We start from the raw sequence: 14,813 nt of genomic DNA on the forward strand, positions 1-14,813 counted from the left end.
ATCCGGGGTCAAGGCTGTTGCTCAAGGTTGAGTGTCGCGTTATCTATCAAAGTCAGATATCCCTGATCTTCGGTCAGTTTGATCAAAACCGACAAGGTAATTTCCTTCACTGGCTTGCTCATCTCATCAAGACCTGCATCAATAGAAAAGCTATATTGGGTAGGTGTCTCGGTATTTATCAATGTTTGTACTTGCTGGAAGCTGTTTATTGCCGTATCAGTGAGTGCCAATTGATAATGATTTTGTGCGGGACTGCTGCTGAAAAGGCCCTCATTTTGGGGGATAACTTGAATAGACTCCAATTTGAGTGGGAAACTATACCGGGATACTCCCTGGCTGGTATCCAGTTCCAGGGTCAGTTCAGTGGCATCAATCTTGAGTTTACCCGGTTCATCGATGAGGATCTGCGATCTGATAACTCGCGGGTTTAATTCGGCAAAATCCTGCTCATCGAAAGAACTCAGGCTGAGCATGGTGCCGAGTGGTATATTGGCACAAGCGTTAATAAAAAATATTACCCCAAGGACTGTTAAACTCCTTCTTATCATAATTATTATTCCCTTTAATACGATATTTATAATGATTTTTTGATGTTGGCACCGCGTCCATCTTTTATTAGTGCGTCGCTCAGTTAGCCATAAAAATGATAGCTTGCCAAGCTTCTTTATCAGCAGGTAAGCCGGTTTTATAGACATCAAAATAAATAGTTAAATTCGAAGGAATTCGAAGCAGAGTAACCCTTGCTTCGTCAATCAGTGTGACTTTCCGCTATAGGTATTTGCTTTGTCATAGCGTCACTATCACTAGCATGAACAAGGAACGACAGCTCTGGGAATTAACTGCTATTGTTTGAGGAGCAGGAGGGGATTCAAGCCGGATAAGGGTCTTGATTGGCGTCCAGAAGACTGAGGTAAAGTCTCAACTCAAATTCCAACTGATGATAGTCCGGCTCCATATAGGTGCACAGCTTGTAGAAGGCTTTGTTGTGCTCTTTTTCCTTCAGATGTGCCAGTTCATGTACCACCAATATCCGCAAGAAGGCTTCGGGTGCCCGTTTCAGCCGGGAGGAGATACGGATTTCATTCTTGGTCTTGAGTTTGTGCCCTTGCTTTCGGGCGGCGTAGGTATGCAGCCCCAGCGCCTGATGGCTGAGGCTGATTTTGTCGTCAAAACACACTTTGGCAAGCGGGTTTGATTGACGCAGATAAGTTTGCTTCAGCGCTTGGGTATAGTCCCAAAGCGCTTTATCACTGCGGATCTGGTGTAACTCAGGATGACGTTTTCGCAGGTATTCAGCCAGTTTGCCCGCTTGGCTAAGCTGCTGAACCTGTTGCTTTATCTCGTCGCTGTAGTGGGCCAGATAATCAAAACCGCTCAAGGGCTCAGACCTTCTTGTAGATCCGCATCTGCTGGAAGGCGTAAGCGGCTTCAAAGGCATTCTCCTGGAACTTTTTCAGTTCCAGGCCGCTGAAGTCCACTTGTGGTGGATTGCGTTTCAGCTGCTCTTTAATGCTTTGAGGTGTCAGCATTGTTACCGGTAACTTACCCAGTTGAATGGCCGCCTCGAACTTGAAGCTGACAGAGCTGCCGGCCAGCTTACCCTTGTATTCGCGCTCAATAATCACGACGTGTTCGACCTGATAGTCTTCCATCAGCTTATTGAAGGCGAATTGGAATTCTCTAATTGCTTCCTGGCTGGCAGGGTTGCTCAAGGTAAATGAGTGACGGCGGCAATCAGGAACGTTGAATACGTCTCCCTGGGCGCTCAGTAAACAGATGACGGCTTCGCCGCCTTTTAATTCAACCGCACAAACTTTCATGGTATTCCTTGTAGTTCATCATGCCGCACCGGCGGCTAATGTTAATCTTATGATTCGGAGTCGCTTTCATTGCCGTTATTTACTGGAGCGGGTTTACGCCTCATTGGGGCATCGCCCACATCCACCCCGGTAATAAAGCGCTTGTCTCTGCCTGACTTGGCCTTGCCCGGTTTAGCCGCTGTTTTGCTGCGGCCCTTGGGTTTGCTGGCCTTGGTATTCTTGGGTTTGCTGCTCTGGCGTTTGGGATCGGCCAGGCCACTGAATTTGGGTTCGAGCCCCTCCAGGGAACTGAACTCGAAGCGGCGACCGAGAAAGCTCTGCACCTTCTTGAAGTTGAACCAGTCCTTGGGGCCCACCAGAGACAGGGCGTCGCCCTTGGCGCCGGCGCGGCCGGTACGGCCGATACGGTGGACATATTCTTCGGCAAACTTGGGCATGTCGAAGTTGACCACCAAGGAGACGTTCACCAGATCCAGACCGCGGGAGGCCACGTCGGTTGTCACCAGAATTTGCTGCTGGCCGCGGCTGAACTGATCCATTATCTGGTTACGGGCACTTTGGCGCAGTTCACCACTGAGCGCCACCGCGCTGTAGCCTTGTTGCTTGAGCTTTTCGGCTAATCTGTCGGTATCCTGGCGGGTAGCGGTGAATATGATCACCTGACGCTGTTGTTCGCGCTTTAGCAGTTCAATCAGCAGCGTCTCTTTATGATCCAGATGGTCACAGAGGAAAATCCGCTGGTGTATGTCCTGATGCTCGGCATTGGCGGCGCCAATGGCCACATGTTGCGGGTCATTGAGCAAGGTGGCGGCGATATCATTGACCTCTTCATGTTCCAAAGTGGCCGAAAACATCAGGGTTTGCCGCCGTCTATGGTTGGCGGCGTCGTTGATTGCCTTGAGTTGTGGTGCAAAGCCGAGATCCAGCATGCGGTCGGCTTCGTCAAGAATAAGCAGTTCCAGCCCTTCCAGATACAGATGGCGTTGTGACAGGTGATCGGCAATCCGCCCCGGGGTGGCGACGATAAAATGCGGATCCCGCGCCAGCGCCTTGGCCTGATCGTTGAAATTTTCCCCGCCAAGCACACTGATGGCCCGGTACTGGGTATTGGCAACCAGTAGACGCAACTGAGCGTAGACCTGGTTGGCCAGCTCACGGGTCGGCAGGAGTATCAGTACCCTGGGATCGCGCTTGCTGAGCGCCTTGGTGGAGATCACCCTTTGCATCGCCGGCAGCAAAAAGGCCAAGGTTTTCCCCGAGCCCGTCTTGGATGAGGCCATCAGGTCTTTCCCGGCCAGCGCCACGGGAATCGCTTCACGCTGAATCTCTGTGGGCTCATCGATACCCATATGTTTAAGGGTTTGCAGCAGACGCTGATCCAGCGAAAAATCGGAAAAATGCAAAGGTGAAACTCCTCAATAAAAACGGCCGCATATTATAACGGCTTTTACGCTGTGGGGCATGTATTTAGTCAATAGAGTGTCGAAATGGTTGCTGACTGGTTTTAAAATGTCTTGAGTTAACCACAACAGGCTCCAGGGATAAAATCTGGAGCAGCTCCGGCTTCGGGTGTATGCTGCTTTGGCTGATTGAGCTTAGGCTGCGTGATTGGTAGAAAATATTAAGGAGAGAGGATGGCGCAGAGTCATGAACCCTGTATCGGAGTTGCTCTTGGAAGCGGCGCCGCCAAAGGATGGGCCCATATAGGTGTACTCAAAGGCTTGGCAGCAATGGGAGTAAAGCCAGATAAGGTGGCCGGTTCATCTATAGGTGCCCTGGTCGGTGCGGCTTATGCCAATGAGCGCCTCGAAGAGCTGGAAGACTGGGTGCGCAGTTTTTCCAGCTGGGATGTGTTGGGGTTGATGGATATTAGTTGGGGTAAGGGCGGACTCATCAGTGGTGATAAGGTATTCAGTGCCATTCAAGATCGCATCGGTGATCTCCTGATTGAAGAACTTAAATATCCTTTTACTGCCGTGTCAACCGACCTCTACTCAGGGCAGGAGATCTGGTTCCGTCAGGGGGATTTACGCCAAGCCGTCAGAGCTTCCTGTTCCATGCCGGGGATCATGTCGCCAGTGCGTCAGGGGCATCGCTGGCTGGTGGATGGCGCTGTGGTGAATCCCATTCCTGTGTCTGTGGCCAGAGCTATGGGCGCGAGTTTGGTGATAGGCGTCGATTTGCATGGTCATAGGCGCGAGCAACTGCAAGTGTTGCCGGTGGCGCTTAATAGCGAAGAACCTTCATTGCAGAGTAAAGTGGCGGAACACTCCTCTGAGAGTGGTTTTATGGATCTGTTGGCCAAGGGCAAGGATTATATTTCCGGCCTGACCGACAAGTTCTCTCTTGGCAATAAGGCTGAACCCGGTATGTTGGCTGTGATGTCACAGTCGATGGATATTCTGGAGCAGCGCCACAAGCGCGCGCGTTTAATGGGAGATCCACCGGATATCTGTATTGTACCTAAGGTGTCGGATATAGGCACTATGGAGTTCCACCGTGCCAGTGAAGCCATTGCCGCCGGTGAGAAGGCGGTGCAGCAGGCCTCGCATCTGATTGATGCGGCGTTGGGGCGTCTCTGAAGCAGGCGCTTTTTATTAATGCTTGGTGTGGGCACATTTTCTGCGGTGTGGGCACACTTTCTGCATAGTTCAGCACATCATTAGCATCAAGGCGCTCAAAGGGCGTTTTTCTGACATTTCTCAAGCAATCTTGTCTTAAAAACAACCAATAGAACGTCGATATGACGGAAAACTGACATGCAGCCAATCCATTCTTCTGTTGATCCCAGATTGTCCGGGGTCGATGCCTATGGCGTCAACAATCGTTTGACCAGCGGCAGCGGCCTCTCGGTTGTCGACACTGAAACTGTCAGTGACAACAAAAGCAAGGGCTCAACCTCGGCAAATATAGGGCAGGACAGCATATCTATCTCCAACGATGGCAAAAGAGCCGCACGGGTGCAGGAGTTGGCCAAGGAGTTTTTCGGCTCAGGCCAGTTCAGCAGTGCCGATTTGCCCAAGCTGTTGGCGCGCCTCGGCGAGGAAGGGCTGTTGTCTGAAAGTCAGATGGTCAAATTGCAGGGCAATGGCCTGATGGGAGTTGATACCAAGGATAACGTCAGCCTCAAGGAGTTTATTCAAGGCCAGATTGGTTTGCTCAGACAACAGGCCAGCCAAAGCCCTTTGCTCAATGCACTTGAGGGAGCGGACAGTCTTATGGGCAATATGGGGATGATGTATACCCCATCGAGCTCTTTGGCGGCCAACAAGGTGGCGGCTCAGTTGGATGCCGTGCTCAAGGGCGAAAACCAAACTGCCAAGAGCGCAGAGAGCGGCAATGGCAGCAGCAAGCTAGCGGCCAAGGTCGACTCCGCACTGCAAGAGCCGCAACTGTTATCCCGGCTCAGTGGTGTCAGCGCGCTGATGCGCACCGCTGCAGCCATGGGCAGCCAGCAGCAGGGCAGTGGGCAAATCAACAGTTATCTGGCCTTGGTAAAGAGGTACTGACTAGCGGCCGTTTGGAGCCCGGTCAAGGGAAAAATCTCCACAAGTTGTGCTCGTCGGCACTAATCCCATAGTGTTGTTCATCCTCTTCAATACCATGATCCAGATCATGGTATTGAAGAGCGATTTGTCGCTTAATCTCCACATATAGTGCTTGGTTAATAAAACACCACTATATATGGTGTTAAATAAACAACATGGAGATTAAAGAAATGCCGGTAGTGATTAAGCGGGACGGGTGCCGTACTCAGTTCGACGAAACAAGGATAAGGGATGCGGTGCTGGCGGCCTCTAGCCACTGCGGTATAGAAGATGCGGACTATGCGGCCACAGTTGCAGCTTTGGTCACCCAGGCGGTAACCGACAAGGCCGAGGTCAATATCCAGGAGTTGCAGGACAGGGTAGAAAATCTATTGATGGAAGGGCCGTACAAGCAAGTGGCCCGTAGCTACATAGAATATCGTCATGACAGAGATATCTGCCGTGAATCCAGCAGCCGCCTGAATCTGGAGATCCGCGGCCTGGTCGAGCAGAGTAACGCGACCTTGCTCAACGAAAATGCCAATAAAGATTCCAAGGTGATCCCCACCCAGAGGGATCTCTTGGCCGGTATTGTCGCCAAACATTATGCTAAACATCATATCCTGCCCAAGGATGTGGTTGCCGCCCATGAGGCCGGTGAGATCCACTATCACGATCTCGACTATTCACCTTTCTTCCCTATGTTCAACTGTATGCTGATCGATCTCGGTGGCATGTTGACCCAAGGGTTCAAGATGGGCAATGCCGAGATTGAAACGCCAAAATCCATCTCGACTGCCACTGCAGTTACCGCGCAGATCATCGCCCAGGTCGCCAGCCATATTTATGGCGGCACCACAATCAACCGCATAGATGAAGTGTTGGCCCCCTTTGTGGCCAAGAGCTACGACAAGCATTATCAAACGGCGCTCAAGTGGGGGATTACCGATGCCAAGGCGTTTGCCACAGAGCAGACCAAGAAAGAGTGTCACGACGCCTTCCAGTCGCTGGAATATGAGGTCAATACCCTGCATACCGCTAATGGTCAGACGCCTTTTGTTACCTTCGGTTTTGGTTTGGGTACCAGCTGGGAGTCACGGCTGATCCAAGAGTCTATTTTGCGGATCCGTATGGAAGGCCTTGGCAAGAACCGTAAAACAGCGGTTTTCCCCAAGTTGGTGTTTGCCATTCGTGATGGTATTAACCACAAGGCCGGCGACTGCAACTACGATATCAAGCAGTTGGCGCTCGAATGTGCCAGCATCCGCATGTATCCGGATATTCTTAACTATGAGCAGGTGGTCAAGGTTACTGGCTCATTCAAGACTCCTATGGGTTGCCGCAGTTTCCTTGGCACCTATGAGGAAAACGGCGAGCTGCTGCATGAAGGTCGCAACAACTTAGGCGTCGTCAGCCTGAACCTGCCGAGGGTGGCGTTGGAGGCCAAGGGCGATGAAGCCGAGTTTTATCGCATTTTGGATCAAAGGCTGGAGATGGCCCGCAAGGCATTGGATACCCGCATCGAACGCCTGGCCAACGTCAAGGCCAGAGTGGCGCCCATTCTCTATATGGAAGGGGCTTGCGGCGTGCGCCTGCGCGGTGATGACAACATTGCCGAAATCTTCAAAAATGGCCGAGCTTCCATCTCTCTGGGCTACATTGGCCTGCATGAGACAATCAATGCGCTTTATGGCACAGACACTCATGTGTTTGACGATGAAGCATTGAGGCAGAAAGCGGTTGCCATAGTGGCTCACCTCAAGGCGGCCACTGTGCGTTGGAAAGAGGAAACCGGTTATGGTTTCAGTCTCTACAGCACACCGAGTGAGAGCCTGTGCAGCCGATTTGCCAAGCTGGATGTCAAGCGTTTTGGCCTGGTTGATGGTGTCACCGATAAGGGCTATTACACCAATAGTTTCCACCTGGATGTAGAGAAGAAGGTGAACCCTTACGACAAACTCGATTTTGAACAGCCGTATCCTGAGCTCGCCAATGGGGGGTTCATCTGCTATGGCGAATACCCGAATATGCAGCACAACCTGGAAGCGCTTGAGAATGTCTGGGATTACAGCTATAGCCGGGTGCCTTACTATGGAACCAACACACCGATAGATGAGTGTTACGACTGTGGCTTTACTGGTGAGTTTATCTGTACCAGCAAGGGCTTTACCTGCCCCAAATGCGGTAATCATGAGCCCAGTCGGGTGTCTGTGACCCGCAGGGTTTGTGGGTATCTTGGCAGCCCGGATGCCAGACCCTTTAATCACGGTAAGCAGGAAGAGGTCAAGCGTCGGGTTAAGCACCTCTAACGAAAGGAAGATGTAAAACAGTACTCTGTGTACTTACGCTTGCATTTTTGCCCCTTTCCCTAAATAAAGGCGCCCCAAGGGGCGCCTTGTGGATATAGCTATGAACTATCATCAGTATTACCCCGTGGATGTCGTCAATGGACCGGGCACCCGGGTAACCCTGTTTGTCTCCGGTTGTGAACATCAGTGCCGGGGTTGTTATAACCAGTCAACCTGGGATCCCCGCTCCGGGCATCCTTTTGACCAGGCGATGTCTGACAGGATCATTACCGATCTCAATGACAGCCGGATCCCGAGAAGGGGCCTGTCACTCTCCGGCGGTGACCCACTGTATCCGGGCAATCTTGACGCCATCAAGGCCTTGCTGTTGCGGGTGCGCGACGAATGCCCGGGAAAGGATGTCTGGCTCTGGACTGGTTATCGTCTCGATGAGCTCAGTCCTGCGCAGCGGGAATTGCTCGGGCTTATTCATGTGTTGGTGGATGGTAAATTTGTGCAGGAGCAAGCGGACCCCTCATTGAAGTTTCGCGGTTCGGCCAATCAGGTGATACACCTGCTCAAAGCCCCTCAATAAGTACAAAAGTGAAAACTGGTTAACACAATTGCTTTTCCCTGCTAAAAAACCCCGTCACCTGAGCTTGAGTTGCTGTTATACTTCTGTCCGGCACATTTACGGCAACCAGGCCGTCCATTCTCAGGGTGCCGGGATTTTGTAAGGTAACAGAATGAATTTGAAGCAGGAGCTGCAACAGCTCAACGATAAGCTGGATCAGTATCGCCGTAAATTGGCCGCCGCAGAGCAACGTGGCGATGGTCCTATCATTGCCCAGTTTCAGCGGGAAATCGCCGCCGTCAGTAAGCGGATTGCAGCCATCAAGGGGCAGCAGAGTCGTCAGCTTGGCAAACAGGGGCAGTCTATTCGCGATCTGCCGTTTAGCCGTGCACTCACCAAGGCCGAACAGGCCGATATGGGCAAGCTCAAAAAGTCGGTTCGGGGGTTGGTCGTTGTGCATCCCATGACAGCGCTGGGCAGAGAAATGGGCATTACTGCCGTTACCGGGTTTGCACCCAAGGCATTTTAACTGCCGCCGTGACAGCAAATAATAACCAATGAATTCACTTGGGTATTTCGGTCGGTGGTAAAAACGCATAAAATGACCGGCCTGAGTACTGAGCGCGCTTCACTATTATCTTGATTTTGAAGGATGTTAACCGTCTCAGGGAATGAGAGCAGTCGTTAAGGTTAATTCATGTCTATTAAATTTATCGCCACCGCCAAATTGCCAACCCCTTGGGGGGTGTTTGCCATGCATGGTTTCGAGGATACCGAAACCGGTAAAGAGCATGTGGCGCTGACTTTTGGTGAGCTCCAAGCCGATAAACCCATGCTGGGACGGATCCATTCGGAATGTCTCACCGGAGATGCCCTGTTCAGCCTGCGCTGTGACTGCGGCTTTCAACTGCAGACCGCGATGCAAAATGTCGCTGAAGCCGGTCAGGGCTTTATTCTCTACCTACGTCAGGAAGGTCGTGGCATTGGGCTGTTGAACAAAATTCGAGCCTACGAGTTGCAGGACGATGGCGCCAATACAGTGGAAGCCAACGAGCGCCTGGGCTTTCCGGCCGATATGCGCAAGTACGATATGATTGCGCCCATGCTGGAAAAAATCGGTGTTCACAAGGTTAGGTTGATGACCAATAATCCGCGCAAGGTGCAGGCGATGAAAGATATCGGCATTGAAGTCGTCGAGCGGGTACCGCTGCAGGTTGGCAAAAACCGTTACAACGAAGCCTATCTCAAGACCAAGTCTACTGAGCTTGGCCATATGATGTCTGAGTATCATTTCACCGAAGGTCATCAGGACTGAGTCGGCAAAGATGAAGTCACCGGGGAAAGCATCAACCCAAGTTGGTTTATTGAGTGTGTCTTCCCTGGGGCTTTTGCTGCTTGCAGCGCCAATCTATGCTCAAGAGTCTCCCGGCCACGCTCGGCCACCGGACAACTCCCATTATGCCTTTGGCAGCTATCTTGGCAGTGGGGTCTATCGCGCATCCGAGCAGGATGCCACAGTCATCAGCTTACCGCTGGACTTTACGTTGGAGCAGAGTGAGGACTCGGAGTTCTTATTGCGCCTGCCTATCTCTGTAGGCTTTTTCAACTACAGCCTTGAAGATGCCGGTGAATTTGAACTGCCATCCAGTGTTGGTACCTTGACCGTGACCCCCGGCTTTGAAAAGCGTTGGCGTCTGGATGAAAACTGGCGCATGGAGGCCTATGGCGATCTCGGTTTTGGCAGTAATTTCGACCAAGGCGGTAATGTCGCCATCATGGCTGCCGGCATCAGTGGCTTACGTCATTTTGAACTGTGGCAGGCAGATTCTTTGTGGGTGACCCGGTTGAAATTTGCCGCCTACAGTGAACGGGCGTTCAGCATTAGCCAGAGCTTTTCCGTATTGCAAACCGGGGTAGATATCGGCTTGCCTTATCACTGGTCCTGGCAGGGGTTACAGATGCAGCCCAGGGTGTTCGCTTTGGGTTATTGGTATTTTGACCAGTTACAGTTTGCCGGCGACCTCAATCAGGACACCTTGGTGTCCGGCAGTATTGAGCTGGGCGCCACCCTGGCCCTTGCCAAGCCCGTACTTGGCATAGACAGATTGGGGCTCAGTTACCGCAGTGGTGATGGGCTGGAGATCTGGCGCCTGCTGTTCAGCATGCCTATCTGAGCGGCATCAGCCCTCAGTGGCAGCATTCTTGTCCTGGTGGGTTTTCTCTTTGATTAAGGCGACCAGTTGACCACTGACGGCGGCTATCTGATCCTGCAGCAGTTTACGCTTTATCTCGGCGGCCTCTGAGTCATCACCATTCAACTGCTGCAACTCCTGCTGCAACTCTTTGAGCTTGTTCTGCAGTTCCTTAATCTTCTTGTCAATTTCAGACATACCCGAGGTATCTTCCTCGGCGGCTTCCTGCGCTTCTGAGGTTTGCGCCGAATTATTTCTGTGCAACTGACCGCCCACATCATCCGCCAGTGCTTTGTGACCGGCAGAAGAGATATTCACTTTATCCTGGCTGTCGGGACTTGTGGCAGCGCTTTCCTTAGCTGTGTCCTTGGCGACCACAGTGACTTCACTCAGGCTTCGGGGACCTGTTCCTTGAGTGGCGAGTTGACCTAAGCCTGCAATGTTCATCATTAACCTCCCTGGCGGCATCTATTCGTGCTGATAGTCGATAACTGCTTATCGGCTGCATTGAGAGAGACTTTAGCAATTTTGAGGCAAAATTGTTTAAAAATATAGCGGGTTGCGTGCTGTATCTGGGCCTGGTTAGTCGGTTTTTTTGCCCCAGATATGGGCATTGGTCTGAGGTTTGTCGGCACAGATTTGTTTGGCCGGCTTTTCCCGTGTTGCCGGGGTTGAACTGTCCAGCAGGTGAGGCGGAATGGGCAAGCCCTTGCTGGTCAGATAGAGGCGTTCCAGTTTTTCCCTGGCCCATTGGGTCTTTCGCAAAAAAGTCAGGCTCGATTTAATGCTGGGATCATGGCTGAAGCAGCGCACTTTTATCCTTTGTGCCAGGCCATCAAAACCGTAATGCTCCACCATTTCTGTGAGTATCGCCTTGAGGGTCAAGCCGTGCAGGGGATCTTTGTTGGTTTGAGGGGAGTTGGGAGCTGTCATCAATGGGCCTTGGTAGCTGGTGTTATAAAAGCGGCGCCAGTATAACCGAGAAGCTTTTCAAATGCCTTGCAAAAAGGTTGAAAAAGTTGCGTCAAACTGTCCGGCAGCTCTTTAGCCAAGGGGAAACCATAGAGAGAGAGGAAAAAGGGGCCGTAGCGGCCCCTTGAAAGAGAGATTACTTAAAGTGCAGTGACCAGCTGTCGATGTAGCCTAGGTCACGGCGACCCGAGTCGACGGCCTTGAGCAACCAGGTACCACTGGACTCGACACCTGTCATATCGACCGAATAGCTCTGGTTGATATTGTCTGTGCCTTTGCCTGTGTTGTCGTGCAGCACGGCAATCCGGCCATTGGGGCTGTGCAGTTCAATCTGCAGATCACCAATGTAAGGATGCACTATGCTGACATCCACAGTGACTACGCCCGAATCACCGCTGCGGCTGACACTGATGGGGCTGGTAATGCCAGTGCTGTTGTTGTCGGGAATATCGATATTGTCACCATTGGTGTAACTCGCTGCGCCACCTGGATTTGTGCTGCTTGAGCCTGTGTAGCTAGTCACCAGGCTGGCACCGCCGAAGCTGCTGTAACCGCGAACCATCACATAGTAAGTACCGGCTTGAGGACTGTTGACCGAACAGCTTTCAGTGTTGCCGCTTTTCCAGGGGCGACAATCGAAGCTGCTGGTGGTTGGAGCCGCGCCGTACTGCATGTAAAGGTCGGCATCACCAGTGCCGCCACTCAGGTTGAAGCTGAGATTGGAGGCGCCGGCAGGCACATCGAGGAAGAAGTGCAGTTCATCGTCTTTGGCACCGCTTAGGTTATTGACTGCCACACCGTTTTCCAACTGACCATCGCTTGGTGTGCCGGGATCGCTCGGGCCATTACAGGAGGCATCCAGGTATTCCTTGGCGGCCACGGCATTGACCAGACCATAGCCGGTGCGATCGTCACGGCCGGGCACATCCAGATCTTCGGCGGTAGCTTTCAGTGCCTGACGCACCTGGGCGGCGCTACACTCAGTGTGATAGCTCCATACCAGAGTCGCGACGCCGGATACGTGTGGCGTCGCCATGGAAGTACCGTTGTAGTACTCATAATCTTCGCCAATGGTGTTGGATACGCTGGCCTGCTGACCGATTTGGTTACGCAGCGCCAGACCGGTTTCACGGTCTACCGACACAGATGCCTTGGTCAATTCAGTGTTTGAGTCCACCAAGAAGGGGTTTTGCAGTCCGGGCAGAGTGCTGTTGGAGTAGACAATAGTCGCTGCTGCACCGGCGTTATTACAGGCGCGAACCGCATTGATCTCGGGATAACCGGCACCTTGGTTTTCCAGACGCTGCACCAAACAGACTTTGCTCGTCATGTTGCCACAGTTGTAGTTGCCGCCGCTGGTGTCACACTCGGCCAGTTCGCCGCCGGCACTGGCGCTGATGGGCGAGGGCACATAGTTGCTGCCCGATGGTACAAGGCGGTTGTGAGGCACCACGCCTTCGGCAAACAGCGACTGACCGGCAATGACAATATCAGCCAGGCGTCCTTCACCGCGAGTCACGGTTGAGAGGATAGCTTCACCCGGGCCGGAGATTTCGACCTGATTGGTATACTGTGAAAAGGCCGAGTGGTCTTTATTGCTGTCGACCGAGGCCACAGACATTACCGCATCATAGGAAGCCGGGTAGCTGTGGGTATTGTTGCCGGCATTACCGGCTGCAGCAATCAAGAGCACGCCGTTGTTAAAGTGGTTGGTCATGGCATTGCGCTCAGTGGTGCTGGATCTTGGGCCACCCAGGCTCATGGTGACCACATTGGCGCCATTGTCGACACAGGTATCCACGGCAGATACCAATGAAGAGGAGTAACCCCAACCTGACTCGTTGAATACCTTGATCACATGGATATTGGCGTTCTGATTCGGCATCACCCCAACCACGCCTTCATTATTGGCGATGGCGGCTATGGTGCCGGCAACGTGGGTTCCGTGGGCATTGTTATTGCCCGGCTCGAACCAGTTTCCGGTGCCCGAGTTGTTGGTACCTGTGACATTGTTGCCACTGAGATCCTGGTGGGCACGATCATAGCCGGAGTCTATGATACATATGGTGCGATTACCGCTGAGGTTATCGGCCAACTGAGTCGAGCCGACATAGGTTTGCCCCCAGGGCGTGGTTTCACTCAACAAGCGGCGGGGCATATCTTCTTCGACATACTCCACATCGGTGCGGGCACGTAGCGCCTTGAGTCCGGGGTTATCCAACTTGACGCTGTAGCTGTGGCTGCGACCAATGCGCTTCATTTCGCGCGCCTTAACGCCGTTAAGCGCTCTGTGCTGGCCGAATACCTGATTCAGTTCGCTTTGACCATTCAGGGTTTGCAGGCCGTTGTTGTCCTTGAACTTAACGATATAGCGTTTGGGCAGGGGCGACTGCTGTGACAGATCATTGGCTTGAGGCTGGAAAGGTGCACCATGAACACCGGCAGAAACTGCCAGGGCCAGCATGGACAGACTCAGGACCAGCTGTTTATTTGTTATTTTTTTCATACTTGTCTTCCGTGTAACAGATCTTGGTTTATTGTCCTCGGGCACTTCAGCGTTCACTTAAATGACCCTTTTGCAATCTACCGTCACGAAAAAACCATGTAAAACAAATGTTAGCGGTATGGTGTTCTGATTTCGTTTTGCTGTATTTCATTTTTTGTGAATAAAAATTCAATCAAGCGTTTAGTGTTACCAAATGTATCATTGTCGGGTGCATGAAATTTTGCCGGTTTTGAATAAGCCTGGATGCGAGGTTGGATAGGGTTGTGAGCTGTGAGGTATGTGTAGTTTATTGATTTGTATGTTTAATTGTGCCAGATATTCCAATTTATCATAAGAAATTACTTTTAAGAATAATGGTTGCGAAAAGGATACTTTAGTATGAGGCAAAGGCGGTTTTTTGACTGGAGGTGCATTTTTTGACGCTTGTCCGTCATCTTTGGTTTCTGGCTTTTGTTAATTTTTTGTGTTGACTGTTTTGTAAAAAGGCCCACTTGAGTGGGCCTGGTTGCATGAGTGGCGCAGTAGTTAATGGCTATCTGGTCAGCTAGTTGCCGGCGCTGGCCTTGAGGCTATCATAGCCGCCACCATTGTAGACTTCCTGATAACCGGCTTTTTCCAGTGATTCTTTGGCAATGCCTGAGCGGCGACCGCTACGGCAGTAGACAACCACAGGGGTGTCCTTGGCAATGCCCTGTTTGGCAAAAGCTTCGGCTATCTGCTCAAAGGGGATATTAACCGCCTCTGGCAGATGTCCCTCTGCATATTCCTCCGGGGTTCTGACATCCACCAGCATGGCGCCTTGGGCGACCTTGGTCAGCGCCACCTCGGGAACCATCTGCTCAGCGCGAACACTGAGGCTCAGCAGTACAGCAAACAGCAGAGTTGTCAGCCACAGGAAATGGCGTTGGGTACGGGTTATTATCTTCACTTGCAT

General features: G+C 52.0%; 15 protein-coding genes. 7 read left to right on the top strand and 8 right to left on the bottom strand.

Annotation, left to right across the window (positions count from 1 at the left end):
* Window positions 1-8 precede the first annotated feature (8 nt).
* From RC73_RS00860 to RC73_RS00875, 4 genes are all read right to left on the bottom strand, one after another.
* Window positions 9-695 (bottom strand): hypothetical protein, encoded by a 687-nt coding sequence (locus RC73_RS00860; protein ID WP_152608400.1) that lies wholly within the window; start codon window positions 693-695, stop codon window positions 9-11.
* Between the two features lie 173 nt (window positions 696-868).
* Window positions 869-1,378 (bottom strand): M48 metallopeptidase family protein, encoded by a 510-nt coding sequence (locus RC73_RS00865; protein ID WP_039032845.1) that lies wholly within the window; start codon window positions 1,376-1,378, stop codon window positions 869-871.
* 4 nt (window positions 1,379-1,382) lie between these two features.
* A complete protein-coding gene (locus RC73_RS00870) occupies window positions 1,383-1,820 on the bottom strand; it encodes a DUF3010 family protein (protein WP_039032846.1) in 438 nt (145 codons plus the stop codon).
* Between the two features lie 47 nt (window positions 1,821-1,867).
* The gene (locus RC73_RS00875; protein ID WP_039032847.1) at window positions 1,868-3,223 is read right to left on the bottom strand and encodes a DEAD/DEAH box helicase; all 1,356 of its coding nucleotides are present in this window, start codon (window positions 3,221-3,223) and stop codon (window positions 1,868-1,870) included.
* Between the two features lie 231 nt (window positions 3,224-3,454).
* On the opposite strand from RC73_RS00875, the gene rssA reads away from it, so the two are divergent.
* The 7 genes from rssA to RC73_RS00910 all read left to right on the top strand — a co-directional run bounded on the left by rssA (window position 3,455) and on the right by RC73_RS00910 (window position 10,383).
* Window positions 3,455-4,402, top strand: a complete 948-nt coding sequence (gene rssA, locus RC73_RS00880; RefSeq protein ID WP_039032848.1) for a patatin-like phospholipase RssA — start codon at window positions 3,455-3,457, stop codon at window positions 4,400-4,402.
* 177 nt (window positions 4,403-4,579) lie between these two features.
* On the top strand, window positions 4,580-5,329 hold the full coding sequence (locus RC73_RS00885; RefSeq protein ID WP_039032849.1) for a hypothetical protein: 750 nt from the start codon (window positions 4,580-4,582) through the stop codon (window positions 5,327-5,329).
* A 209-nt stretch (window positions 5,330-5,538) separates the two neighbouring features.
* The gene (nrdD, locus tag RC73_RS00890) at window positions 5,539-7,656 is read left to right on the top strand and encodes an anaerobic ribonucleoside-triphosphate reductase (protein WP_039032850.1); all 2,118 of its coding nucleotides are present in this window, start codon (window positions 5,539-5,541) and stop codon (window positions 7,654-7,656) included.
* 100 nt (window positions 7,657-7,756) lie between these two features.
* Window positions 7,757-8,230: an anaerobic ribonucleoside-triphosphate reductase-activating protein gene (nrdG, locus tag RC73_RS00895; RefSeq protein ID WP_039032851.1), complete on the top strand. Its 474-nt coding sequence runs from the start codon at window positions 7,757-7,759 to the stop codon at window positions 8,228-8,230.
* Between the two features lie 151 nt (window positions 8,231-8,381).
* Window positions 8,382-8,738 (top strand): YibL family ribosome-associated protein, encoded by a 357-nt coding sequence (locus RC73_RS00900; RefSeq protein ID WP_039032852.1) that lies wholly within the window; start codon window positions 8,382-8,384, stop codon window positions 8,736-8,738.
* Between the two features lie 168 nt (window positions 8,739-8,906).
* Window positions 8,907-9,524 carry a GTP cyclohydrolase II gene (gene ribA, locus RC73_RS00905; RefSeq protein WP_039032853.1) on the top strand — a complete coding sequence of 206 codons (618 nt, stop codon included), beginning with the start codon at window positions 8,907-8,909 and terminating at the stop codon, window positions 9,522-9,524.
* Between the two features lie 10 nt (window positions 9,525-9,534).
* Complete coding sequence (locus RC73_RS00910; RefSeq protein WP_039032854.1) at window positions 9,535-10,383, top strand: hypothetical protein; 849 nt, start codon at window positions 9,535-9,537, stop codon at window positions 10,381-10,383.
* A gap of 6 nt (window positions 10,384-10,389) precedes the next feature.
* Here RC73_RS00910 and RC73_RS00915 read toward each other — a convergent pair whose 3' ends face one another.
* From RC73_RS00915 to RC73_RS00930, 4 genes are all read right to left on the bottom strand, one after another.
* Window positions 10,390-10,851: a hypothetical protein gene (locus RC73_RS00915; RefSeq protein ID WP_143078358.1), complete on the bottom strand. Its 462-nt coding sequence runs from the start codon at window positions 10,849-10,851 to the stop codon at window positions 10,390-10,392.
* 132 nt (window positions 10,852-10,983) lie between these two features.
* A complete protein-coding gene (locus RC73_RS00920) occupies window positions 10,984-11,334 on the bottom strand; it encodes a VF530 family DNA-binding protein (protein ID WP_039032856.1) in 351 nt (116 codons plus the stop codon).
* A gap of 175 nt (window positions 11,335-11,509) precedes the next feature.
* Complete coding sequence (locus RC73_RS00925; protein WP_039032857.1) at window positions 11,510-13,879, bottom strand: S8 family serine peptidase; 2,370 nt, start codon at window positions 13,877-13,879, stop codon at window positions 11,510-11,512.
* Between the two features lie 544 nt (window positions 13,880-14,423).
* Window positions 14,424-14,813 (bottom strand): rhodanese-like domain-containing protein, encoded by a 390-nt coding sequence (locus tag RC73_RS00930; protein ID WP_039032858.1) that lies wholly within the window; start codon window positions 14,811-14,813, stop codon window positions 14,424-14,426.

Source organism: Shewanella sp. ECSMB14102 (assembly GCF_000813075.1).
Lineage (GTDB): Bacteria > Pseudomonadota > Gammaproteobacteria > Enterobacterales > Shewanellaceae > Shewanella > Shewanella indica.